Raw genomic sequence first — 24,343 nt, 5'->3', positions numbered from 1 at the left:
CCAATTCGATGAATTATATCATGGTCCGACTCGGCTATTCTAAGAGCCTCTTAAGTATCCTCATCCATTACGAATCACGAAAGCTGCTTCGCCTTTCTTCCGCCGTATGAGATAGCAAGGATAGCAAGAGAAGCGAAGTAAGGTAAAGACAATAGTAACTTAGGAGATATTTCTGTGGAAACTTGCAGGAAGATGGAGAGTTCTGTAACAAAGCCCAACATGACAGCCGAAACAACTACAAGAAGCGGGTTCTTTCTCCCCATTATTACGGCAACAAGAGCCAGCCATCCGCGCCCCCCAGACATATTGGATACAAAGGCTCCTAACGGTATGGAAAGTGCTGAACCGGCCAAACCCGTGAACACTCCACTGCCAATGTATGCTATGAATCTCATTTGATCTACTCTAACACCGCTGTAAAAGGCGCTTTCATCGTCATACCCACAGGCCCGCAATTTCACCCCAACCACCGTCTTCTTGAAAAGATAGAAGAGAGCAAATGGAGTGGCAAAGGCGATTAGATCAAAAAAACCGAGTCCATTCAACCAACCAAATACAGTACCGCCTAAGACATCAATAGAAAGAGCGGCAGGCCTGGGGGAACCTCCGAAGACAATTGTGCCTTTACTACTGAACCAAACGTCCGTCAACACTACAGTCAATCCGACGGATAGAAGGTTGACCGCAATTCCGACAACAAAGAGATTCGCCTTCAGAAATCTCACTGCAAAGTAGATAAGCGATGAAAGAATGATCGACACAATAATAGAAGCAAGAGTTCCGAGAAGGATGCTACCCGTGGTCGATGATATTACTACTGCAAAAAACGCACCTGAGAGAATTGTACCCTCAAGTCCAATATTGAGCCATCCCGAAACCTCTGTCAGCAATCCTCCGCTTGCTGCAAGAACGATAGGCGTCGAATTCCTTATTGTGTCACGTACTATGGCTTCAAACATATCTTCTTCTCCTGAAGCTCACGGGAGCAAGTGCCTCTGCAGTGACTAGAAAGAAGACCACTGCCTGGACTATCTTAGCCAGTTCAGGCGTGACACTCGCTTCAATAGATGATATCTGTGCTCCGCTTTCCAGGTATGCAAAGAACAGAGCTGCAGGAATAACAAACAACGGGTGATTTCTTGCGATAAGGGCAACCGCTATTCCATTCCATCCGTATCCGGCCGAGAAACCCCTCATAACTCTACCGTGTGCGCCTATTACATCGATTATCCCTGCGGTGGAAGCAAGTCCCCCACTCAGAAAGAGAGACCAAAAAATGACTTTGCTGGTATTCACACCTGAATAACGAGCGAACATCCTGTTCTTGCCCGAAATTCTTAATTTGAAGCCTTCTCTAGTCCTGAACATGAGAAACCAAAGAACAAAAGCGACTATCAGTGAGAAAAAGATCCCAGTATGCAGACTTGAAGGTTGCATGAGTCTTGAAAACCTGAGATTCGCGGGCAAACTTAAGGATGCCGCAAGTCCCGACTGTCTGTCGTTGAAAGGTCCCTCAACGAAATAGTCTACGACAAGAATTAGCCCATTGCTGAGCAACAGAGAAGAGATTAGCTCACTGACACCCATACGAATTTTGAGGACGGCTGACAAACTTGCCGCCCCAGCCCCAAACAAGAAACTCACCAGGATCATTGCCGTAATCCCTAGAGTACCAGACAAATTACCCGATAGAAGTATACCTGTCGCAGTCCCGACAAATGCCCCGAGATATACCTGCCCTTCAATGCCAAGATTGAAGGAAGACGAACTGAAGGCTATTGAGGCTGCAAGCCCGGTGAGGATAAGTGGAATTGCATTTGAAATAAGATTGCCAAAGTAAAACCTGTCTGAAAAGACGGAAAGGAAGAATGATCGGGCCGAATTGATGGGCTCTTCACTCATCAAAACTACGAGTAATAGCCCGGCAATCAGTGCAATACCTATAACAAGGAGTGATCTTCTCAAATCTTGAAAGCTTGTCATCTTCGATCTTCCCTCAACGTTCCAGCAAAATGCTCTCCTATTGCCTTCTTGCTGAGTGCTGGTCCGTTCGCTCCGGAAAAGACTATCCTTCCCTCTGACATCACAACAACTCTATCCGCCACAATTAGAGCTTCGTCAAGATCAGAAGTGAATATCACAATGGCCATCTTCTCTTTAATACTCTCTAGAGTGCTGCGCAGCTTCTCCAGATGTCTGACATCGAGCCCTCTAAAAGGCTCTCCCAGGAGAAGAAGCTTTGGCTCCGAGCTGATCTCTCTAGCTAGCAGCAACTTTTGCAGGTTTCCACCAGACAAAGTGAAAACCGGATCGCCGATACTGCCAAACACAACACCATACTTAGAAAGCAGTTCCCTCGCATAGTTATCCATTTCTCTGCCCGAAACAACCCAGCCTCCACTGAGGACTCTCTGAATAACTAGATTGTCCCGTATCGATGAACCTCTACAACTCGCCAACTTATCTCTGTCTGAAGGTAGCGAAGCCACTCCGAGTCTTCTGAGTCTATGCGGCGGTAGATTGGTAACGTCAATTCCGCCGAGCAGGATTCTTCCAGAAATCACCTTTCTAACTCCGAATAGTCCTTCTTGAAGCTCCTCCTGGCCATTGCCGGCCACTCCCGTTATAGCGATAAGCTCACCCTTTCTAGCCTCGAAAGATACATCCCTGACTGCATCTGACCCTTCTACAGAAGACTCTACACAGATCTTCTCAACTTTTAGAACGACCTCTTCCGACAAGGAACTCCGGACAGAAGACCCGGGAGATTCTTCTCCGGCCATCAAATCGTAGAGTCCTTCGACCGAGATCTCATCTTTCCTGAAACTGCCTACTATAACCCCTGATCGAATCAGGTAAATCCTGTCGGACACAGAATAAGCTTCCCGAAGCTTATGAGTAATGAACACAATGCTCTTACCTTCACCCTTAAGTTTGTTGAAGGTTTCGAACAACTCTGCCTTCTCGTTTTCGGAGATCAGAGCGGTCGGTTCGTCGAATATTAAGATATCTGGCGAGTTCTGAAGCAGCCTCAGGATTTCCACTCTCTGTCTCTCTGCCAAGGAAAGAGTTCCAACTTCTCTATCCAGAGGCAGCTGTAACTGATATCGTCCTATCAACGTCTCAATGTATTCTCTGTAGCTTCTCGCCGTTCTTTTCAACCTATTCGCTTTACGTGCGATCAGAAGATTTTCAAGAACAGTAAGCCTGTCGATTACTCTCAGATTTTGCGGAACCATCCCAATGCCCATTTTTAAAGCCTGTGAAGGGTTCGACGGAGAGTACGGCTCTCCTTTGAGAAGCATTGAGCCACTGTCTGGTTTTTCTATTCCGACAATTGCCTTCATGAGTGTTGTCTTTCCCGCAGCATTCTCTCCCAGAAGCGAGATTAACTCGCCCGGGAAAAAGGAAAGCGTCACTCCGTTTAAAGCTTTTGTTCCGCTCGTCTCATAAGTTTTCTTAAGATCCGATACTTCCAAAATCGGCTTAGACAACTCAGCCCCCAAGTAGTGATTTTCCCTCTACAATGTTACCATCACAAAAGAAAAGCGGAAAGCTATTTAAGCTTTCCGCTTCTATTAGAAGTACCTACTCAAGCCAACTCCTCTTCCTGTAAACGAGAAGGGATTGAAGCTTCTTCCACCTGCAGATTTGCATACATGTCAAGACCCGTTCCGGCAGGTATAAGCTGACCTACAATTACATTCTCCTTCAGCCCCTGAAGGAAGTCTGACTTACCCGCAACAGACGCCTCGGTGAGAATCTGAGGCGTTTGCTGGAACGATGCGGCCGACAGCCACCCTTCACTCTCAAGAGATGCCTTTGTGATCCTTAGAAGCTTTCGCTTGAACTTAATGGGATCTTTCGGCATTATCTGGATCTTCTTCTCGGGAATTACCGTATCGGGGTTGAAGTCATCGACCAGCTTCTGATACTGATCCTCATCCACATCATAGATCAATATCTGCTTGATTCCGCCCTTCAATATCTGATTCAGGAGCTCTTCCGTAATCGGCTCGGCCTCGGCTGCAATCTTATGTATCTTTCCATCTTCATCTTCGCCTAGGACTCTCCTCGCCAACCGCTTGTCGATTACGTATTCCCTGTTTTCGCCAACTCTACTGTTGGCTTCCTCTATAGACTTGTTAATCTTCCTAATTTCTACTATGTCGAGAAGATCCCCGGGTAAAAAGTCGGTATCTCCCGGATCGGTTATCTCGACCTTCGAAAGCATCTGTCTGATGATAAGTTCAAAGTGCTTGTCGTGAATTTCGACTCCCTGTTCGGCATAAACCCTCTTGATCTCTGTCAGGAGGTATAGCGCCGTCTGAACGAGGCCTAGCTTTTCCATAAGTTTCCTTGGCCTCACCGTTCCAGTTGTTATGGCCTCTCCTTCTGTGACTTTGTCACCAATCTCGATTTTTGGCTTTATGCTCGAGGAGAGATCGTATTCGCTGATGCCTCCGGTCTTCGTTTCGATGTAGACCTTTCTCCTACCCTTGTCGTCAGGGACGAGATCCTTCACGAACCCGCTATCGCCCTTTTCTATAAAGAGCGCCTCAGGATCCTTGAGCTTCTTTCGGGCCTCAAACAATTCCTCTGCCCTGGGAAGACCTCTGGTGATATCCTGTCCAGTCGCTATACCGCCAGTGTGGAATGTTCTCATCGTGAGCTGTGTACCCGGCTCTCCAATTGACTGGGCAGCAACTACACCTACGGATTCTCCAACATTCACTATTTCATGGTTTGAAAGATCCATTCCATAGCACATAGCACAAACACCACTTTCGGATTCACAAGTAAGAACAGACCTGACCTTTATCGTCGGTCGGACTAAGACCTTGTCGATCTCGTTCTTCTGCAGCTTCTTGGCAGTGAGCTCGTCTATCTTCTCCTGATACTTGACAAGCATTTCCTTGTTACTGTTCTTTATTGGATCACCTGCAAATACCTGACCGACGCAGGGGAAGATAACAACTTTCACTTCTTCGATATCCGAGTTCTTTAGCTGGTGCAAAATATCGCTGCCGATATGGGTTCCCGCTTTGTATTCCTTATCGTTTATTGTGATGGTTTCTGCCAGCTCTGTATAGTTGATCAACCGGGTCACTTTCGGAATACTAAGCACTTCTTCTCGCGCAACTTCGACTTCGGTCCTGTAGTTCGAAAGGAAAGCCGCATCTTCATCTCTGATCATTGTATCGCGCAAGTATTCCTTTCCCGTCTTCCCATTCTTAAGAGCTCTTCCAGTCAGCGGGTTGATGATATCTGACGCAAGAACTCTTCCAAAGAGAAATTCTTCGAGCTTCTCTATCGTTACTCCGTCTGCCATGAGCTCTATGGCTTCAATGCCCTCGTGAGTTCCACAGTTCGGAGTCGTTACGGTTATAGTCTGGGAAACGTCTACAAGTCTTCTGGTGAGATAACCTGCAAACGACGTTCTTAGTGCCGTATCGGCAGAACCCTTTCTGGCTCCATGGGTAGATGTGAAGAATTCGAGCTCCGTAAGTCCATCTCTAAAGTTTGACTTTATCGGTACTTCGATCGTTTTTCCCGATGGATCTGCCATCAGACCTCGCATACCTGCAAGTTGCTTAAGCTGGTCGATATTTCCTCTGGCTCCGGAGTCAACCATCATATAGATTGGATTGAAGGGATACTTCTCGAACTCTGCGTATGTCTTCTCCATTATCTCCTGAGTGGTATCTGACCAGATTCTGATTATCTCCTGTGTTCTGCCCTCTTCTGTGAGAAAGCCTGACTTGTACAGATTCTCGATCTGATCTACCCTCTCCTGCGCGGCCTCTATAACCTTGTCCTTTTGCGGATACACAACAATGTCGTTTATTGATATTGTGAGCCCGGAAGCAGTCGCGTAATGGAATCCAAGAGACATCATGTCATCCAGAAGGTCTGCGGTTCTGTCTATTCCATATTCGTGGAAGCAGTCGTAGATTAGCTTCTTTATCGCTTTCTTGTTGAACTTCTTCATGTAGTCCCTAAGCTTTTCAGGAACTATGGTGTTGAAGATTATCCTTCCTACCGTTGTTAGCGTGAGATCTCCGGATGAGGGATCTAGCTGAACAAGAATAGGATCGTGAAGTGATATATATTCCATGTCGTAAGCAAGAAGCGCTTCTCCCGGAGAAGAGAACTTCCAGTCAACCCATTCAAGGGCCTTCTGCCTAACCATCCTCCTCGCTTCAACATCGGAAATCTTCTCATCTTTGAGGAGGGCTGAGTAGTAATCCATTACCTCTTTCTCTTTCTTCTCATGATCGTGGTCAACGGTCGTGAGATAGTAAACACCGACGATTATGTCCTTGCCTGGCATTGAAATAGGCTTGCCGCTGGCAGGGGAAATCACGTTGTATCTGCTCAGCATAAGGAACTTCGCCTCTGCCTGCGCAGCTGCGGATAAAGGCACGTGAACAGCCATCTGATCGCCGTCAAAGTCTGCGTTGAAAGGTGCGCAGACAAGCGGATGAAGCTGAATTGCGTTTCCTTCGACCAATTTGGGTATGAAAGCCTGTATGGATATCCTGTGAAGCGTCGGTGCCCTGTTGAGGAGAACGGGGTGTCCCTTGATCACATCTTCGAGGACTTCCCACGCTTCGGGCATTTCCTTTTCTATGATTGTTTTCTTTAGTTTTCTCGCCGTCTTGCTCGATTCACTTCCGTGAAGCAGCTTTGATAGAACGAACGGTTTGAACAACTCCATTGCAACCCTCTTGGGGATTCCACATTCATGAATCTTCAGGTCCGGCCCAACGACGATGACCGCTCGACCGGAGTAATCTACCCGCTTTCCAAGCAGATTCCTTCTGAATCTCCCCTTCTTGCCCTTCACCAGGTCGGTGAGAGACTTCAAAGGCCTTCCCGATTTGTCGGATACTGCTTTTCCCACCCTACCGTTGTAGATTAGGGAGTCAACTGCCTCCTGAAGCATCCTCTTCTCGTTTCTGATTATTATGTCGGGAGCCCCGATCTGCAAGAGTTTTGCAAGCCGGTTGTTTCTGTTTATGACCCTTCTGTAGAGGTCATTGAGATCGGTTGTAGCAAACCTTCCACCTTCGATTTGAATCATAGGTCGAAGGTCTGGCGGGATTACCGGAACAACATCCATTACCATCCATTCCGGCCTATTGCCAGAGGCTATGAAGTCCTTGACATACTTGAGTCTTCTGAGAAGCTTGAGAGCCCTGGCACTGCTTTTGGGAATAGTCTTCAATTCATGTTCTATCGCTACCTGTAGCTCTTCGAGATCCATGCCCTGCAATAGTTTCTTAATTGCAGCAGCACCGTAATCACAGGTTACTTTGCCCGGGTAAAGCTCTTTGTATGCCTCATATTCGTTCTCTATCAAGACTTCACCGATCGTTCTTCCTGTCTCCTCCGAGACTGCAGGGTCGATCTCGGTGATTATGACTATAGGTCTATCGCTCTCGGTATCTGTTTCAACTTCGAACTTGCCGGGATAGTACTCGTCGAAGATCTTATACTCAGTCGCCGAAAGAACTTCATCTTCAAAAAGGAATCTGTCGGCAAGGGTATCTCCCTTATGAACTTCATCCTCATTCTGGACATATATAAGGGCGCCTTCAAAGACCGGGTACTTCTTCTCTATCCCAGTCTCATCCTTGACGATTATCCAGTTCAGTTCTCTCTCGGTACTGCTGTCGATCCTCTCGATCGTCACTTTTCCGTCAATGTCCGTTGTAACCGGTCCGTGAGGGTTTTTTACCTTGTAACCTTGCTCTACTTCGAAGCTGAGTTTCTTCGTGTATATTTCGTATTCGGTCTGGTACATCGTCATTCCAGGGAAGAAGTCCGTCTCCTTAGGGTCTGTCACGACATAAAGTCTCTCTATAACCCTCTTAGATCCGTAATAGATGATGTTCTCGAGATCCTTCGCAGGAATGTTCAAAAGTGAAGAAAGAACACTAGGCGCACTCTTCAAGTACCAAACATGAGTAACAGGAGCGGCGAGCTCAATGTGACCCATTCTTCTCCTGCGAGCCTCTTTAGATTCGACTCTCACACCACAACGTTCACATACTGTACCCTCGTACTTTTTACCCTTGTACTTTCCGCATGTACATTCGTAGTCTTTTGTCGGACCAAAGATCTTCTCACAGAAGAGTCCGTCTCTCTCCGGTTTGAATGTACGATAGTTAATCGTCTCGGGCTTCTTGACTTCCCCGCTTGACCAGCCCTTGATTCTATCCGGCGACGCGATATCAATTTCCAGCTTATTGACTTTTCTCTTATACGCGCTTACTGGCATCTGCTTCCCTCCTTGAGGGGTAGCTCCCTTCTATTGATCCTCATAGTTTATCCACATCCAGCTCGACATTGTTCTGGTCAAAAACTTTGACGTCGAGTGAAAGCCCCTGAAGTTCCTTTATAAGAACCTTGAAACTCTCAGGTATTCCTGGCTCGGGGATGTTGACTCCCTTAAGTATTGCCTTATAGACATCATTTCTTCCTTTGATGTCGTCAGATTTAATTGTGAGCATTTCGTTCAGAGTGTGGGCCGCTCCATATGCCTCAAGCGCCCAGACTTCCATCTCACCAAATCTCTGACCTCCAAAGTGAGCCTTTCCACCTAGAGGCTGCTGATGTATGAGTGAATAGGGACCTGTAGATCTTGCGTGAATCTTGTCCTTCGCTATATGAACTAGCTTGAGCATGTACATTATTCCTACCACTACCGGGTAGTCAAAAGGCACGCCAGTCCTACCATCTCTTAGGGTAACTTTACCTGTCTTCAGCTCTTCGCTGTCACCGGCTTCAAGTCCAAACTCTTTTCTAGCCTCGTAAAGCTCATTCATGATCTCTTCTTCTGTAGCCCCATCAAAGATTGGTGTCGCAAAGTAACGATTCGTAAGTTTCCCAAGCCAACCGAGATGTGTCTCGAGCACCTGCCCGACATTCATCCTCGACGGAACGCCAAGAGGTGAAAGAACAAGCTGTATAGGAGTTCCGTCAGGAAGGAAGGGCATATCCTCTTTTGGGATTATATTCGAAACGACACCCTTGTTGCCGTGTCTACCCGCAAGCTTGTCTCCTACATCCAGCGGCTTTCTGATACCAACGAAGACTTTAACAAGCTTGTTTATGCCCGAACCGAGTTCAGAAACCTCTTCCTTCTCGAAAACCTTGACGTCGATGACTCTACCTTCAACACCATGAGGGAGTTTCAACGATGAATCCTTGACATCCCGTCCCCTGTCTCCAAAAACCGACCTGATAATCTTCTCTTCGGGGGTGGTCTCGGATTCGCCCTTTGGAGTCACCTTTCCAACAAGAATATCCTGAGACGTGACATATGCTCCTACTCTCACTATACCGCTCTCATCTAGATTCTTCAGAGACTCTTTCGAGACATTTGGAATATCAGCAGTTATCTCTTCGGGACCAAGTTGAGTATCCCTGGCGATTGTTTCATACATCTCAACATGAATAGTTGTGAAAATGTCGTCTTCGAGAAGCTCCTGGTTGACGAGAATGGCGTCTTCGAAGTTGTACCCCTCCCAGGGCATAAAAGCTACAAGAACGTTCTTACCCAGTGCAAGCTCTCCCATCTCGGTCGATGGACCGTCGGCGATAGGAGCGCCCTTTTCCACGACTTCACCAACCGAAACAATTGGACGCTGGTTTACCGCGGTATCCTGATTGGTTCGAACAAACTTATACAACGTATAGACATCTTCAATTGCTCTTCCTTTGTCGTCAAGTTCTGACTTTCCCTTTTCGTCTATTCTTTGCACAATGATTCTTCTTCCATCGACGTTAACAACTTTACCCCGATGCTTCGCTAGAACTACATATCCGGAGTCTCTTGCAGCTACTCCTTCGACACCGGTGCCGACTATAGGAGCTTCAGACTTGACAACAGGAACCGCCTGTCTCTGCATGTTAGATCCCATCAGTGCTCTGTTTGCGTCATCATTTTCGAGGAACGGGATCAAAGAAGTCGAGATTGAGACAATCTGCTTGGGGGAGACTGACATGAAGTCTACTTCCTCCCTCATAACATATCTCACTTCACCGGCGTAACGAATCTCTACGTTTTCATCGGCAATACACCCGTTGTCGTCCATTTTAACTGTGGAGTGAGCGATATTGTAACTTTCCTCTTCATCTGCTGCGAGATAAACGATATCTTCAGTAACGAACCCCTTCTGCACCTTCCTGTAAGGCGTGAGAATGAAACCATACTTGTCTATCTTCGCAAAAGTTGCCATTGAGGTCATAAGACCTATATTTGCGCCTTCAGGCGTCTCTATAGGACACATCCTCCCATAATGAGAGTGATGGACGTCACGCACCTCAAACCTCGCGTGTTCCCTCTTCAAACCTCCCGGTCCTATTGCAGACAATCTTCTCTTGTTCGTCAATTCAGCCAGAGGATTTACCTGGTCCATGAACTGCGAAAGCTGACTTGTTGCAAAGAATTGATGCAGCGTGGTCATGAGAGTTCTTACGTTAACCAGGCTCTGCACCGAAATCTTGTCGAAGGAAGTGTATATCGTAAGCTTCTCTTCGAGAAGCTTATGGATCTTCATAAAAGCCTTCTCAAACTCAGTTTCCATAAGCTCGCCCACTGTTCTTACTCGCTTGTTTCCCAAATGGTCTTTGGTATCGAGAAGTTCGGGACGGCTTTCTATCTCTGTCAAGTGCCTTGCAGCAAGTACAACATCTAGAACAGTGAGAACGCTCGACTCTTCGGCATAGTCGGTGTCTTTCGAAACCTTCTTTCCTTCGATCTCCTTGAGATAGTCTTGATAGACTTTCTTAAGTCTGCTGTTGACCTTGTACCTTCCAACGTTTGAGAAGTCAAAGCGGTCCGGACTGAAATAAAGGTTAGTAATATAACTCTTTGCAGCATTTATCCTCGGAATTTCGCCCGGCCTAAGCTTCCTGAAAAGCTCTATGTAAGCGTCGTCCTCAGTCATACCTTCACCGTATGTCTTCTGCAAAGCGCTGAAGGTCTTCATAGCTATAGGAAGCGGCATCTTGATGGTCTTCACATCGGCTTCAATTGCCCTTGCAATAATATCCTCTGTAAGAAGTGTTCCTTTCTGAGCTATCAAATCTCCTCCGGGAGTCTTGACATCTTCAAGAATCATGCTTCCGACACTTGCGAGCAATTCGTCCTCATCCGACCCGTCATATTCATGTTCGAAAAGTCTCAGTAGATCAAGATCATTCTCGTAACCCAATGCCTTCAAGAAGACGAAGAAGTTCAGTTTCCTTCTTCGGTCGATCCTCGCCTGCATTATCTGCTTGTTAGGGTTAAGAAGTATCTCAAACCAGGCTCCCTTTACAGGCAGAAAATGGGCAACATAAATCGGCAGAGAACCAGACACTGCCTTTGTCGGTTCGTCAACAAAGTAGACACCCGGCGACCTTACAAGCTGATTGACTATTACTCTCTCCGCTCCGTTAATTATGAAAGAGGCGTTATCAGTCATATAAGGCAAGTATCCGAAGAAAGCCTCTTCCTCCTTGATCTCTCCTGTATAGAGGTCGGTGATTCTTACGGTCACATAAAGCGAAACGGAATAAGTTAGCCCCTTGTCTTTGCACTCCTGGATGGAATGCTTTGCCTCGCCGATTCTAGTTGAAACAAAATCCAGAGAGAAGCCTTTCTCGCCCTTCTTAAGATCCGAACGCTGAATTTGCGATTTGATTGGAGAATACTTCTTCAGAACACTCAGAAGACCTTCATCGATGAACCATTCAAAGGAACGAGTCTGGATCTCAATGAGATTCGGAATTTCAAGAGGTTCATACACTCTTCCAAAGACCCACCGCTCTCGTTTGCCAAAATTGGCCTTTCTCATCAGATCACCTCTCGTATGTTTGAGCACACCAAACCCACATCAGAGCATCATCCCTGATGTGGGTGTATTTATTATACAGACAATATGTAACCAGACAATTGCCCAATTACTTCAGTTCGACTTCGGCGCCAGCCTCTTCGAGCTGCTTCTTCAGTTCTTCGGCCTCCGCTTTCGGAAGGTTCTCCTTCACAACACCCTCTGGACTGCCGGCCTTTTCAACAAGATCCTTTGCTTCCTTGAGTCCGAGTCCGGTAATTGTTCTAACGACTTTAATGACATCGATTTTCTTGGCCCCAAAAGACTTCAAAACAACCTTGAATTCAGACTGCTCCTCTTCTTCCTCGACCGCTACTCCGCCCGCTACAGGCCCTGCTGCAACTGCCATAGGTGCTGCTGCACTGACTCCAAATTCATTTTCAAGTGCTTTCACCAGTTCCGAAAGTTCTGAAACTGTCATTTCTTTTATTGCGCTTATAAGTTCTTCCTTAGTCATCTTACCACACCTCCACCTGAATCATTCAGCTTTTTTATCCTTAATTGCATTTAGAGCATACAGGAACTTTGTCAATATTCCGTTCAGAGTATATACAAGACCGGTTATCGGGGCGGCGAATCCTCCAACGACCATTGCGATCAACTGATCTCTAGACGGAAGCTTCGCCAACTCAGAAGCCTGGCTGCCGGCAAAGTATCTGCCTTCAAGATACCCTGATTTTATCAACGGAAGGGTCTTGTTATTCTTGTTGAACTCAGTGATTATCTTTAGCGCTGAGACCGGGTCTTCGTCCTCGACAGTCAGTACCGCCGTAGTTCCGATGATTGACTCTTTCCATTCACTCTCGTCGAACCCGGCCTTGTTCAGAGCAAGCCTGACCAATGTATTCTTCTTTATTGTGAACTGAGCTCTATCGTCGTACTTTTCGTAGAGCTTGTCCCTGAAAGCAGTGATACCGTCAACCTTCATACCCTTGTAGTCGGCGAACAGAATCAATGAAGACTTTTTGTAGGCTTCTGTTAGGCTCTCAACGATTTCTTCCTTTCTTTCTCTGGTTAGCACTTCTTGCACCTCCTTTCAAAAAAGCGGCCCCAAATCGAGGCCGCAGAAGGCATTCACTTCTACTTACCTCGGTAGGTGGCTTACGCTCTTAATAACCTACTGTCTTTGGCAGTGAGTACATATATGCTTGGGTATCTTAAGCTATTTCTCGGTTTCTTTAACAAAGTAGACCTTTATTCCTGCACCCATGGTTGTAGTGAGGAATACCTTTTGAACAAACCTTCCTTTTGAACCGGATGGCTTCATCTTCATTATTTGATCGAGAGCTGAAACGAAGTTTTCGCGCAGCTTCTCCTTGTCAAACGACTTCTTTCCGACGGGCAGATGTAGATTACCGGTCTTGTCGTTCTTGACTTCGATCCTCCCCGCCTTAAAACCCTTCACGGCATCTTCAACGTCTGTTGTCACAGTTCCTGCTTTCGGAGACGGCATCAGACCCCGGGGTCCCAGAACTTTCCCCAATCTACCTATGTCTCTCATCATGTCTGGTGTAGCTATCGCGACATCGAAATCGGTCCAGCCACCCTGAATCTGCTGAACCAAATCGTCGGATCCAACAAAATCCGCGCCAGCCTGCTTGGCAACTTCTGCCTGCTCCCCCTTCGCAAACACTAGAACCCTAACATTCTTTCCAGTTCCGTTAGGAAGAGAGATAGTACCTCTGACCTGTTGATCTGATTTGGCTGGATCTATCCCGAGCTTTATGTGCATCTCAACCGTTTCGTCAAACTTTGTCGACGGAAAACTCTTCAAAAGCTCGATTGAATCCTCCACAGAGTAAACCTTATTTCTGTCAACGGATTTCCTCGCCTGAATATATCTCTTTGATCTAACCGACATTTAAACCCCTCCTCAACCTACGATTTCGATGCCCATATTGCGAGCTGTTCCAGCGATGATTTTCGCAGCGGCATCTACTGTTCTGGCGTTGAGATCAGGCATCTTGATCTTCGCAATCTCCTCAAGCTGTGCTCTGGTAACCTTCCCAACTTTGTCTCTATTGGGCACTCCTGAACCCTTTTGTATTCCGGCTGCTCTAAGCAGCAAGAAACTAGCAGGTGGAGTCTTGAGGATGAAGCTGAAGGATCTGTCGGCATATACCGAAATAACAACCGGTAACACCATACCGGCTCTGTCAGAAGTCTCTGCATTGAACTGCTTGCAGAACCCCATAATATTCACTCCATGTTGACCGAGAGCCGGTCCAACTGGAGGTGCTGGCGTTGCCTTCCCCGCTTCAAGCTGAAGCTTGATTTGGGCAATGACCTTCTTAGACATATTTACTTACCTCCTTGTGGTTAACGGGCTATGCCCTCCCACTCTTTCTTGTAGATTAGACGATTCTTTCAACCTCAGATAGGCTGAGGATAACCGGTGTTTCTCTTCCGAAAATGCTCACAACGACTTTCAGTTCCTGTCTTTCAGGATCGAGACCCGTCACTTTTCCAACAAAGTCCTCAAACGGACCTGTATTAATTCTGACGACCTCTCCGATATCAAACTCAACTTCAATCTTGACAGGACCACCTGAGTGCTCTTCATACTCTTCAATACCGACTAATCTGAGCAGAGCCTTTATTTCCTTTTCCTTAAGCTGCACAGGCTGTCCACCTACAGAGACGAAGTTCACGACGTTCGGAGTATTCTTAACGAGGTTCCACGTCTCTTCGTTCATTATCATCTCAATAAAAACATATCCAGGATACAATCTTGTCCGGATGATTTTGAAGATCTTTATCTCTTTCCGTCCAGGGAGATCGGAAATCTCGATCCTTCCCTCAGTCTTGGAAAAGATCTTCCTTGTATCTCCAAACAACTGTCCGCGCTTCACAAGATTACCCTTCTTAGCTACCTTGGCGTCATAACAATCGGGGTGAACAAGATAGACATCTTCTTCGCCGTTCTCTTTTTCAACAACGATGCGCTTCATCTTCTGTGTATATACTATCTTTCCATCCAGCTCACAGAAGTACTCACCTTGCTTTGCAAGAGGCATTCCCTGCCTTATCCTCGCACCCATTTTTATTCCGGTCTCAATTTTCGCGCTTTCGGGAATGTAGTAAGTCTTCGTATATCGCCTATCGGCAGTTTCAATAAAGATAACTCGGTAGTTCTTTACTTCCGCCACCGTACCGTCGTTTTTCACCTTTATTTCTACTTCTTCAGCGACAGGGTCTCCTTTTGCCACATCCTGATTGTCCTTTACAAGAAGCCTGGCGTTGGCGGGGACAATATACTTCTCGGCAGCGACATTGGTTCTATCAAGTTTCGTCTCTTCCGGCACAAGAATCTTGCCAAACATGTGCGAAACACCGAAAGACTCTATCTTAATCTGAATTGCCTCTCTGATAGAGTTTTCGAGACCAGAGTAAGTCTGAATTATGAACCATCTCTTTCGCACAGTCAATCACCAACGTAGAACAGCATTAAACGGCGCCTGTCAAGAAATTGAGAAGCGACCCGATTACATTAGTAAAGAGAATATCTAGAAGAGCAAGAAAAGCTCCCGCCACTACCAGAATGACGAGCACGGCACCTGTAGACGAAATCATCTGCTCCCTGTTAGGCCATGTCACCTTCTTAACTTCGCTCTTTACTTCGGAAAGGAACTTCCAAAACTTTGCCTTGGCCATGGGATTCCTCCTGACTCAGTTGAAACGACTCAACCTTACTTCGATTCTTTGTGCTCGGTATGCTTTCTGCACTTTGGACAGTACTTACTCGCGTCCAGCTTATACTTCTTCTGGCGGTTCTTGAACCTGTAATAGTTTCTAGTACCGCACTCAGAACATTTCAACGTTACAAGAACCTTATTTCCCTTAGTTTTCTTTGCCATTGCTTGCACCTCAACAGTAGCAAAATTAATGGTGGTAAGGGGTGGGTTTGAACCACCGAAGGCGTTCCGCCAGCGGATTTACAGTCCGCCCCCTTTGACCACTCGGGCACCTTACCACCGATAGTTAACCTATGGAGCCAACGAAGGGACTTGAACCCCCAACCTGCTGATTACAAATCAGCCGCTCTTCCGATTGAGCTACGTTGGCCCGACGCACGATACTTATTATATCTAATGACCTTATCCCTGTCAACAAGGCAAATAAAGTATTTTCTGCGTTTGCCCGAACATGAAGTGATCCGGTTACTTAACTTTCGGTACAAGGATCATCAGCATTTCCTCATTTCTTATCCTGATGTATCCTTCTTCTAGCTCCTTCAACGCTACGGTGATCTTATCACCTGCAGCCCTTACCGTTGCTGCATCAAGCTTTGGGCGGCCAAAGTCCTCAAGGTCTTCCGCTCTCTTAGCAGCAGCCACAGGAATTGCATACTTGTGCCTTATTCTCTTCAAAAGCAAATCATAATTGATTATCATGTAGTTTTCTCCTCAAACAGGAATCTTTCTCCCTTTTCTTTCACGATTCTATCAACGCGGAGCCTTGCTGCGGTGATGATAGCCTCAAGTTGATTTACCGAGTGGTTTAAGTTATCGTTAACAACAAGATACTGAAAGTGTTTTACCTGTTCTAGTTCCCACTTCGCATCTTCCAGCCTAACCTTGAGCGATTCGGTGTTCTCGGTTCCCCTCGCTTCGAGACGCTTGACCAGCTCACCATAAGAGGGTGGAGCCACAAATATATAGACTGCGTCTGTAAGCTCCCTCATTACTGACATCGCTCCCTGAATATCTACATCCAGCAAAATATCTCTACCCGAATCAACACTCTTTCTAACTTGTGTTCTGGATGTTCCATAGTGATTCCCATGAACCTTGGCCCACTCCAGAAACTCCTCTTCTTCTCTAAGTCTTCTGAATTCATCTTGCGTCACGAATATGTAGTCTTTCCCATCGACTTCTGTCGGGCGTCTCTTTCTTGTAGTATAAGAAACCGAAAAATCAAGATCGCTGTTGGCCTCAAGCACTACCTTCAGTATTGAGGTCTTTCCCGCCCCTGAAGGGCCGCTAATCACAAAAACTATGCCTTTCATTCTTCAAAGCTCTGTCCAGAAACCCTTATGTCTTCCAGAAGCTTCTCAATATCGCTGAAAGTCTGCATGAATCTGGAAGCGATCGTCTCGGGCTGAATAGCTGAAAGAATTATGTGGTTACTATCGGTGATGACGATTGCCCTGGTCTTTCTTCCATAAGTGGCATCAATAAGCTTTCCTTCGTCTTTTGCAACTTCCTTAAGCCTTTTCAGCGGCGCGGATTCGGGATTGACTATCGCGATAACTCTGTCACCTATAATTACGTTTCCGAACCCAACGTTAATGAGTCCGTACAAGTGAAACACCTCCTACTCTATGTTCTGAACTTGTTCCCTAAGCTTATTGACCAGTGTTCTACCTTCGATGGAAAGATTGGTTATCGCAAGCTTCTTCGATTTCGATGCAATGGTTGAAAGCTCTCGATGCATCTCCTGGCAAATGAAGTCCATCTGCACTCCACTCTCTTTGTCAGTTCGCATAACTCCCCTGAACGACTTCAGATGAGAGTGCAACCTTACGATTTCCTCCGATATATCGGCCCTTTCAGCTAGAAGCGCTACCTCCTGCTCCAATCTATTCTCGTCAAACTGACCTTCAATAATCGTCTCGATTCTCTTCTTCAGGAAGTCGCGATAGTACAGAACCATGTCCTCAGAACTAGTAAGAAGCTCATTAGCAATAACTTCAAGTCTATTAAGATACTCGCTCATCGCTAGAGCAAGGTTCTGTCCCTCCCTTTCTCTGTCTGCGTTGAGCTGATCCAAAGCTTCAATAAGCAGTTCTTCAATAACACTCCAAATTTTGTCTGCGAGGTCTTCAGAAGGTCTGCTCCTGAAAATCTCCTTGAACCTGGCCATCGAATCGACAGAAACCTCACCGGCTAGTTCAAAACGGTCCTTAATCGTTTTCAGAGAGTTGAAAATCGAGAAGGCTATACCATAGTCAGGCTGGAGAAGATCATCGCTGTCCGCAAGAGATATGTCGATCTTTGCTCTTACCGTCCCTCTCTTGAGGTTTTCCTTTATAAACCTACTTGCTCTCATTTCTAGCTCAGAGAAAGCATCTCCTATGTTTATATCGACATTCAAATACTTCGAATTGACTGTTTTCAGTTCCACGAATGCGTTTACGCCGCGAAGAGCCTTTTCGACCCTCGCATATCCGGTCATGCTCCTGAGCAACTATATCACCTCAAAGGCAATTAAATCTAACTACAGTCAATTATAACCGTTTGTGGCTAGAATTTCAAAAGAGGAATCGTTTTCTTCAGTTTTTCTATCAAATCCTCCACATCTTCCTCTGTTGTGAATCTTGACATACTTATTCTTATTGATCCCGAGGCAATCGATGGACTTATTCCCATCGCATCTAGAACATATTGACCTCCATCATTTCTTGAAGAACAAGCCGAAGAGGTACCAACAAAAACGCCTTCTTCTGATAAAGCATTAACCAAAACTTCTGATCTTATTCCGCCGAAAGATGCATTTACTGTGTTGCAGATGGAGCACTCAGGAGTATTGATATATCCTCCTAGCTCAACAACAGCTCTAGATATTCGATTCTGAAAGTCTTTCGTTATTCCGGATGCTTTCTCCATACAATCTAGAGCTCTTTGCATCGCTATCGAAGTCACTAAGACGCCGGGCACGTTTTGTGTACCGGAGCGCAAACCTCTTTCCTGATTTCCTCCTGTGAGCATAGGTTTGATTGGAGATCCCCGTTTGACGAAGGCGATTCCAACGCCTTTCGGTCCGTGAAATTTGTGAGAAGAGAACGAAGCGTAATCGCAAAACGAGGATTCCGGAGTGAAGGGAATCTTCCCGATTGTCTGTACAGCATCGACGTGATAGAGAAGATCTAGACCAACTAACTCTCTGCCTATCTCCTCGAAAGGCTGGATCGCGCCTGTTACGTTATTCACAGCCATTACAGAAACGAGAAAGGTCTCGTCATCTACTTCTCTTAGGAGCTTCTCGGCCTCAACTATTCCGTTGCTTTCGGGCGGAATCTCGACATAGTCGATATCGAGAATTGCCTTAAGATCTTTGAGTGTATTGAGAACGGCCTTATGCTCGATTGAAGTTGTCACGATCTTCTTCTTCTTCCCCCTGAAGAAGACCGTGGACCTCAAGATCCAGTTTATCGTCTCGGTCGCACAAGAAGTAAAGAAGATTTCGCTGGAATTGCAAGAGAGACATGAGGCCACCCTTGCACGCGCCTCCTCCAACATTCTTGACTGCTTCACACCAAAGGTATGCATAGAATTCGGATTAGCGTACTCTTCAATACAAAGACTTGCCATCAGTTCGGCAAGATCAGACTCCATTTGAGTAGTAGCATTGTTGTCAAAGTAACGAATCAAGATCTTACCATCTCCTCAAATTCCTCCTCATCAATTATCTGCGTTCCGAGAGAACGAGCCTTCTCCGCTTTCGACCCTGGGTTATTCCCGACAAGAACGTAATCGGTATTCTTCGAAACCGAAGACATAACCTCTCCTCCCAGTTCAACAATCCTCTCCTGAATTTCCTTTCTAGAATAGCCGGGAAGAGTTCCCGTTACCACGAATTTCATACCCTTCAGCGGCTTTGGACCATCACGACTTTCATCTTGTGTATTGACGAATCTCATCAATTCTTCGATCTCTTCTCTCACGGATTGAGCAGATAGATGCTTTCTTATTTCTGAGGCCAACTGATCGCCTATTCCCGAAACTGCTTTCAGATCCTTTTCACTTGCAGACATGAGGGCTCTTAAACTTCCGAAGCTGTTAGCAAGATCCTTCGCAAGTTTGGATCCTACTCCTGGAATACCAAGCCCAGTTATAACCTTGAATAGCGGGTTATTCGTGCTCTTATTAATTGCCTTGATGAGATTGTCCGCCATCTTCTCCCCTATCCTTTCTCCAAGAGCCAAAAGATCTTCTTTTGTCAGTTTGTAGAGATCGGACGGGCTCTTCACAAGGCCCGATTCAACAATACGCTCGACTAGCTTTTCACCAAGGCCCTCGATGTCCATGGCCTCTCTGGAACAGAAGAACTGTATTCTCCTACCCACCTTAGCGGGGCAAGAGGGATTAAGACACTTCAAAGCAACGTCCTCTTCTCTCTCTTTGCCAACCGGTCCTTTGCAAATTGGGCACTCGGAAGGAGGTTCTATTGGCTTCTCTACACCTGATCTCTTATCAGGAATACTCTTAACGATCTGTGGAATAATCTCCCCAGCCTTCTCTACAACAACTGTATCCAAGATTCTGATGTCCCTCTCCCTGACAAAGTCGAAATTGTGCATGCTTGCCCGTCTAACGGTTGTTCCGGCCAGTTGAACGGGTTCGAGTTCAGCAACAGGCGTTATAGTGCCTAGCCGACCGACACTGAGGTTAAGACTTATAAGTCTTGTCGTTGCTTGTTCCGCCGGAAATTTGAAGGCTATGGCCCACCTGGGCGCTTTCGTAGTGTATCCCAGTTCCTCCTGATAATGTAGATCGTCCACCTTGACAACCACCCCGTCAACAGCATAGTTCAGTGTAGATTTCAGCCCAGACCACGTCTTCCAGAATTCGATTACGCCCTCCGTGCCGTCTACAGTCTTGAAATTCGGCTCAATTTTCATTCCAATAGTCTTCAACAGCTCCAGCTGCTGGCTCTGCTTTTCAAGCCGAAACCTTTCTGGCTCCACTATCTGGTAGAAGAAGGCACTCAGTCTCCTCCCTGACACTTCTCTGGGATCAAGTTGTCTGAGAGTTCCAGCTGCCGCATTGCGAGGATTTGCAAAGGGCTGAAGACCGTCTTCTATTCGGGCTCTGTTAAGGTCATTGAAGACGTCTTTCGGGAGATATACTTCTCCTCTCAGTTCAATCGAAAGACTCTTTCTGAGTCTGAGAGGTATCGATTTGATCGCCTTTATGTTTTCGGTGACGTCCTCGCCGACAAAACCATTCCCCCTTGTTGCTCCTCTCACAAGCAACCCGTCTTGATACTTAAGCGATATTGACAGGCCATCGATCTTCAGCTCACACATGTATTGAACTCTTTCAATGCCAAGTGATTCTCTCACCCTCTTATCGAACTGCAATACCTCGGCCTCTGAGTAAGTATTGTCCAGGGAAAACAACCTGTGCTCATGAATCACTTCCTTGAAAGAGTCGATCGGCTTCAGGCCAACACGAACAGTTGGTGAATCAGGTGTCTTCAGTTCTGGATAACGTTCTTCAAGTTCGGTTAACTCATCCATCAGCCTGTCGTATTCAGAGTCAGATATCTCTGGATCATCCATAACGTAGTACCTGTGAGCATGATAATCGATCTCTTTTCTCAGTTCGTCGACTCTCTTCTTAGCCTCATCGAATGGAATCACGTTAGCCCCTCCCAAAGAGTATTACAACTGCCACCGCATACTCCCGCTCATGAGAAATGCTTACAGTCAGATCTTCGCCACCCAGCAGCTTCTTCAGTTCCTCGGATGGAATCGGGCATCCCTTTTCATCAACGAGAAACTGGATTTTCGAGAACTCAAGGTCTCTACGCCCGGATGCCTTGACGAAGGCCTCCTTTGCGGCGAAACGCCCAGCTGCAAACTCCATCTTTCTCCGTTCATTTCCAAGAGAATCAAAGACATCTTTCTCTTGCCTTCCGAGTACCCTGTTTGCCACGGCTTCAGACATTCGTGAGATCTTGACTATGTCGATTCCAGCTTTCATTCTTGCTTATACCTCCACAACCGTGACTCCGCTACCGCCTTCTGAAGGTGCACCAATCCTGAAGCTCTTAACTTTCTTTGAGCGTCTCAAGTAACTCCATACTCCTTCGGCCAGTTTTCCAGTGCCTTTTCCATGAATTATGCAACCCTGCTTTGTTCCATTTATCTTGAGAGTCTGGAGAAAATTGTCAATGATAATAGGAACGTCTTCAGTGACACTTCCCCTTATATCGATCTCCTGAGTCATACTCTCACTGACATACTCGAGAGAAGAGGCATCTGATTCCGACTTCAATCTTCCGATGATTTTCACTCTTGAAAACGGGACCTTCAGCGTAATCTTACCTGAGTCAATTACAACTCTATCTCCATCGACTGCACTGACGATTCCTTCTGCTCCACTATCTATAAGCGTAACGGTATCGCCGATTTCGGGTATCTCAAAATCACCGTCATCACATGAAGAACTTCCGAAACGCTTTAATTCACTTCTAAGCTCATTAAGTCTCTTGACCGCGGTAACCTTGTCTCTTTCATTTGAAGATCTTGACATGCTAATAGCCCGTTCAATTTCCTTTATTACAGATCCTAGTCTTTCCTCAAGCTCGGCGATCTCTCTGCTGATCTCTCCATACCGCTTTTCCTTAATCATTGAAAGCTTGTCTTCAAATTCGCTGCTCTTGGATTCAAGATTCTTCTTCGTCCTCTGAAGTTCTCTTCGTTCCTCTTCTAGAGTCGACCTCTCTATATGAAGCTTCCCTATTACTGCCTCGAGATTTCTTGCATCACTATCAATATATGATCGAGCTCTTTCGATAATATCCGGTGCAAGTCCAAGTCTCTTTGAAACCTCTATCGCATTTGAGGAACCGGGAATTCCCATCAAGAGCCTATACGTTGGTCTAAGACTGGCAACATCAAATTCTACGCTCGCATTAAGAATGTCGGAACGCTCCATAGCATAGAGCTTAATTGGTGTCAGATGTGTTGTGAGGATCAATTTCGACTTTTCCAAAAGCCTCTCAACTATCGCAATCGAAAGTGCCGATCCCTCTACCGGATCAGTTCCCGCCCCCAATTCATCAAGCAAAACTAAAGAGTCACCGTCGGCATTCTCAATAATGCGGATTATCCTGGATACATGAGATGAGAACGTGCTTAGACTCTGCTCTATCGATTGCTCATCTCCAATGTCTGCAAAAAGCTTCTTGAAAAGCGGGATCTCTGATGTCTGATCAGCAAGAACGGGAAGACCACAGAGCATAAGTATTACAGAGAGACCTATTGTCTTCATCGCTACTGTTTTCCCGCCGGTGTTGGGTCCGGTAATGAAAACTCCATTGATTCCCTCTTCCATAGTAAATGTTATTGGAACTACCTTCTCGTCATCGATCATAGGATGTCTGACGTCCTTCAGGAAGAAGCGACCCGATGACGAAGGTCCAATAAAAACTCCATTCCTCTTCTTGGCATATCTGCACGCTGCGAAAAGAGCATCAAGGATTCCAAGCGCTTCCAGTGAAGGTTCAAGCCTTTCAAAGGTATTGAAGAAGTAAGTCGTCAGTTCTCTAAGTATCCTTCTTATCTCCTCTTCTTCTCTCGATTGCAGAATCCTCATCGAATCATTAAGAGCAATCAGCTCTTGTGGCTCGAAATAGACGGTCGCCCCACTTCCAGAAGAGCCATGAATCACTCCCTGATACTCATTCTTCTTGCTCGCAGACAACGGCAAGACATAACGACCTTCTCTACTCAGCACTAGACTGTCTGTGAGCCCGTCTTTATACCTGTTCATTATAGAATCAAGCTTTCCTCTCAGGTTTCTGGTAAGTGACTTGAGTTCGTTTCTGATTTCCTTCAAGGCTGGAGAGGCACTGTCCTTTATCTGCCCGTCTTCCGAGATCTTCTTCTTGACTTCGTTTATAAACCCACGTTCACACCCAAGAAGAGCAACAACTTCGCCCACAGCAGTAAACTCCGAAGAGACTCGTTCAAAGAATTCCTTGAGCCGACAGATGTTCTCCATGGTAACGGCACTTCTGTAAAGCTCTTCACAGCCAAGGCTGAAACCTCGTTTCACCCTGTTGATATAATCACTTAGATCGTGAAAGACTGAAAAAGGTGGCTCCCCCTCATTTTGAAGAATAATACTGAACTCGCTCGCTCTTCTGTAGAGTAAGTCTGTGTCATCTACTAATGGCCTAAGAGATTTGATTCTCTCTCTACCGTACCTTGAAATCGCCTTCTTAGAAATATCTTCCAGAACGCAGTCAAACTCCAGAAGTCGCAGCGCATCTTCATCGAACAAGGAATCCATCCGGTAACTCCACCCTTCTAATAATCTTTGGCATAAGCTTCTCCCTGTTTCTTCTGTCGTAAACTGCAATCAGCGCGTACACGACCACAATTGAAGCAAAAGCTGCTCCTAGGGCCAATCCTTCAGAATTGAGAATGATGTTCGTCACAATCAAAGTAACCAGGAAGACGGCTAAGGGTATTCCATAAACAATCATCGAGACCCTAGTTGCGTTTAGCTTCCCTGTCTCTATTTCCACAGTATCCCCTGGATCGACTTCTACACCATTCCTTAAGGCCTTTATGGTAACTTTCTTATCGCCCAAAGAAACGCCGCAATTACTCTTAGAACCGCATGTAGAACATGCTTCGGTTCGCGCCTTTTCCAGGAGCACCGTATCTCCTTTTAGCTCCTTAACAACGGCCAACTCTCTCATATCGACAACCTCCG

Annotated in this window: 21 protein-coding genes, 2 tRNA genes and 1 other annotated feature; all 23 genes read right to left on the bottom strand. The window is 46.1% G+C overall.

Features of this window, described 5'->3' with window-relative positions; translation table 11 throughout:
• Window positions 1–74: 74 nt before the first annotated feature.
• A complete protein-coding gene (locus tag B3157_RS04920) occupies window positions 75–959 on the bottom strand; it encodes an ABC transporter permease (RefSeq protein WP_099828967.1) in 885 nt (294 codons plus the stop codon).
• Entirely contained in the window at window positions 952–1,983 is a 1,032-nt protein-coding gene (locus B3157_RS04915; RefSeq protein WP_214060512.1) for an ABC transporter permease, read from the bottom strand. Before B3157_RS04915 ends, B3157_RS04920 begins: the two co-directional genes overlap by 8 nt.
• A complete protein-coding gene (locus B3157_RS04910; RefSeq protein WP_292589265.1) occupies window positions 1,980–3,494 on the bottom strand; it encodes an ABC transporter ATP-binding protein in 1,515 nt (504 codons plus the stop codon). The genes B3157_RS04915 and B3157_RS04910 overlap by 4 nt, the downstream gene beginning before the upstream one ends.
• Before the next feature lie 98 nt (window positions 3,495–3,592).
• Complete coding sequence (locus B3157_RS04905; RefSeq protein WP_292589263.1) at window positions 3,593–8,287, bottom strand: DNA-directed RNA polymerase subunit beta'; 4,695 nt, start codon at window positions 8,285–8,287, stop codon at window positions 3,593–3,595.
• 40 nt (window positions 8,288–8,327) lie between these two features.
• The gene (locus tag B3157_RS04900; protein WP_214061043.1) at window positions 8,328–11,852 is read right to left on the bottom strand and encodes a DNA-directed RNA polymerase subunit beta; all 3,525 of its coding nucleotides are present in this window, start codon (window positions 11,850–11,852) and stop codon (window positions 8,328–8,330) included.
• Window positions 11,853–11,958: 106 nt separating this feature from the next.
• Complete coding sequence (gene rplL / locus B3157_RS04895) at window positions 11,959–12,345, bottom strand: 50S ribosomal protein L7/L12 (protein WP_292589261.1); 387 nt, start codon at window positions 12,343–12,345, stop codon at window positions 11,959–11,961.
• Between the two features lie 21 nt (window positions 12,346–12,366).
• Window positions 12,367–12,909 (bottom strand): 50S ribosomal protein L10, encoded by a 543-nt coding sequence (gene rplJ, locus B3157_RS04890; protein WP_099828961.1) that lies wholly within the window; start codon window positions 12,907–12,909, stop codon window positions 12,367–12,369.
• Window positions 12,910–12,917: 8 nt separating this feature from the next.
• Window positions 12,918–13,036, bottom strand: a sequence feature (ribosomal protein L10 leader region).
• Window positions 13,037–13,050: 14 nt separating this feature from the next.
• Window positions 13,051–13,749, bottom strand: a complete 699-nt coding sequence (rplA, locus tag B3157_RS04885) for a 50S ribosomal protein L1 (RefSeq protein ID WP_214061044.1) — start codon at window positions 13,747–13,749, stop codon at window positions 13,051–13,053.
• A gap of 12 nt (window positions 13,750–13,761) precedes the next feature.
• On the bottom strand, window positions 13,762–14,187 hold the full coding sequence (rplK, locus tag B3157_RS04880; RefSeq protein ID WP_099828959.1) for a 50S ribosomal protein L11: 426 nt from the start codon (window positions 14,185–14,187) through the stop codon (window positions 13,762–13,764).
• A gap of 55 nt (window positions 14,188–14,242) precedes the next feature.
• On the bottom strand, window positions 14,243–15,310 hold the full coding sequence (gene nusG, locus B3157_RS04875; RefSeq protein WP_099828958.1) for a transcription termination/antitermination protein NusG: 1,068 nt from the start codon (window positions 15,308–15,310) through the stop codon (window positions 14,243–14,245).
• A 25-nt stretch (window positions 15,311–15,335) separates the two neighbouring features.
• Complete coding sequence (gene secE / locus B3157_RS04870; protein WP_099828957.1) at window positions 15,336–15,542, bottom strand: preprotein translocase subunit SecE; 207 nt, start codon at window positions 15,540–15,542, stop codon at window positions 15,336–15,338.
• A gap of 35 nt (window positions 15,543–15,577) precedes the next feature.
• Window positions 15,578–15,745, bottom strand: coding sequence for a 50S ribosomal protein L33 (gene rpmG / locus B3157_RS04865; RefSeq protein WP_292589255.1), 168 nt, complete (start codon window positions 15,743–15,745; stop codon window positions 15,578–15,580).
• A 29-nt stretch (window positions 15,746–15,774) separates the two neighbouring features.
• Window positions 15,775–15,861: transfer RNA gene (locus B3157_RS04860), tRNA-Tyr, on the bottom strand.
• 16 nt (window positions 15,862–15,877) lie between these two features.
• A tRNA-Thr gene (locus B3157_RS04855) sits at window positions 15,878–15,953 on the bottom strand.
• Between the two features lie 95 nt (window positions 15,954–16,048).
• Window positions 16,049–16,282 carry a DNA-directed RNA polymerase subunit omega gene (locus tag B3157_RS04850; protein ID WP_099828955.1) on the bottom strand — a complete coding sequence of 78 codons (234 nt, stop codon included), beginning with the start codon at window positions 16,280–16,282 and terminating at the stop codon, window positions 16,049–16,051.
• On the bottom strand, window positions 16,279–16,896 hold the full coding sequence (gene gmk / locus B3157_RS04845; RefSeq protein ID WP_214060215.1) for a guanylate kinase: 618 nt from the start codon (window positions 16,894–16,896) through the stop codon (window positions 16,279–16,281). Before gmk ends, B3157_RS04850 begins: the two co-directional genes overlap by 4 nt.
• Entirely contained in the window at window positions 16,893–17,192 is a 300-nt protein-coding gene (locus B3157_RS04840) for a DUF370 domain-containing protein (RefSeq protein WP_099828953.1), read from the bottom strand. The genes gmk and B3157_RS04840 overlap by 4 nt, the downstream gene beginning before the upstream one ends.
• A gap of 12 nt (window positions 17,193–17,204) precedes the next feature.
• Window positions 17,205–18,077 carry a YicC/YloC family endoribonuclease gene (locus tag B3157_RS04835; protein WP_292589250.1) on the bottom strand — a complete coding sequence of 291 codons (873 nt, stop codon included), beginning with the start codon at window positions 18,075–18,077 and terminating at the stop codon, window positions 17,205–17,207.
• 56 nt (window positions 18,078–18,133) lie between these two features.
• Window positions 18,134–19,261: a cysteine desulfurase family protein gene (locus B3157_RS04830; RefSeq protein ID WP_292589248.1), complete on the bottom strand. Its 1,128-nt coding sequence runs from the start codon at window positions 19,259–19,261 to the stop codon at window positions 18,134–18,136.
• On the bottom strand, window positions 19,258–21,255 hold the full coding sequence (ligA, locus tag B3157_RS04825) for an NAD-dependent DNA ligase LigA (protein ID WP_292589246.1): 1,998 nt from the start codon (window positions 21,253–21,255) through the stop codon (window positions 19,258–19,260). The genes B3157_RS04830 and ligA overlap by 4 nt, the downstream gene beginning before the upstream one ends.
• A 1-nt stretch (window position 21,256) precedes the next feature.
• Entirely contained in the window at window positions 21,257–21,598 is a 342-nt protein-coding gene (acpS, locus tag B3157_RS04820; protein ID WP_099828950.1) for a holo-ACP synthase, read from the bottom strand.
• A 6-nt stretch (window positions 21,599–21,604) separates the two neighbouring features.
• Window positions 21,605–23,914: an endonuclease MutS2 gene (locus B3157_RS04815; protein ID WP_214078162.1), complete on the bottom strand. Its 2,310-nt coding sequence runs from the start codon at window positions 23,912–23,914 to the stop codon at window positions 21,605–21,607.
• Window positions 23,895–24,329 carry a SoxR reducing system RseC family protein gene (locus B3157_RS04810; protein ID WP_214060210.1) on the bottom strand — a complete coding sequence of 145 codons (435 nt, stop codon included), beginning with the start codon at window positions 24,327–24,329 and terminating at the stop codon, window positions 23,895–23,897. The genes B3157_RS04815 and B3157_RS04810 overlap by 20 nt, the downstream gene beginning before the upstream one ends.
• Between the last annotated feature and the right edge of the window lie 14 nt (window positions 24,330–24,343).

The organism is Mesotoga sp. UBA5557 (assembly GCF_002425715.1).
Taxonomy (GTDB): domain Bacteria; phylum Thermotogota; class Thermotogae; order Petrotogales; family Kosmotogaceae; genus Mesotoga.
This window is presented reverse-complemented; position numbering and strand designations above follow the sequence as displayed.

Excerpts from the sequence above, each read along its gene's own strand:
- B3157_RS04920 (WP_099828967.1), bottom strand. The coding sequence starts at position 959 with ATGTTTGAAGCCATAGTACGTGACACAATAAGGAATTCGACGCCTATC.
- B3157_RS04915 (WP_214060512.1), bottom strand. The coding sequence starts at position 1,983 with ATGACAAGCTTTCAAGATTTGAGAAGATCACTCCTTGTTATAGGTATT.
- B3157_RS04905 (WP_292589263.1), bottom strand. The coding sequence starts at position 8,287 with ATGCCAGTAAGCGCGTATAAGAGAAAAGTCAATAAGCTGGAAATTGAT.
- B3157_RS04900 (WP_214061043.1), bottom strand. The coding sequence starts at position 11,852 with ATGAGAAAGGCCAATTTTGGCAAACGAGAGCGGTGGGTCTTTGGAAGA.
- rplL (WP_292589261.1), bottom strand. The coding sequence starts at position 12,345 with ATGACTAAGGAAGAACTTATAAGCGCAATAAAAGAAATGACAGTTTCA.
- rplA (WP_214061044.1), bottom strand. The coding sequence starts at position 13,749 with ATGTCGGTTAGATCAAAGAGATATATTCAGGCGAGGAAATCCGTTGAC.
- rplK (WP_099828959.1), bottom strand. The coding sequence starts at position 14,187 with ATGTCTAAGAAGGTCATTGCCCAAATCAAGCTTCAGCTTGAAGCGGGG.
- secE (WP_099828957.1), bottom strand. The coding sequence starts at position 15,542 with ATGGCCAAGGCAAAGTTTTGGAAGTTCCTTTCCGAAGTAAAGAGCGAA.
- rpmG (WP_292589255.1), bottom strand. The coding sequence starts at position 15,745 with ATGGCAAAGAAAACTAAGGGAAATAAGGTTCTTGTAACGTTGAAATGT.
- B3157_RS04850 (WP_099828955.1), bottom strand. The coding sequence starts at position 16,282 with ATGATAATCAATTATGATTTGCTTTTGAAGAGAATAAGGCACAAGTAT.
- gmk (WP_214060215.1), bottom strand. The coding sequence starts at position 16,896 with ATGAAAGGCATAGTTTTTGTGATTAGCGGCCCTTCAGGGGCGGGAAAG.
- acpS (WP_099828950.1), bottom strand. The coding sequence starts at position 21,598 with ATGAAAGCTGGAATCGACATAGTCAAGATCTCACGAATGTCTGAAGCC.
- B3157_RS04815 (WP_214078162.1), bottom strand. The coding sequence starts at position 23,914 with ATGGATTCCTTGTTCGATGAAGATGCGCTGCGACTTCTGGAGTTTGAC.
- B3157_RS04810 (WP_214060210.1), bottom strand. The coding sequence starts at position 24,329 with ATGAGAGAGTTGGCCGTTGTTAAGGAGCTAAAAGGAGATACGGTGCTC.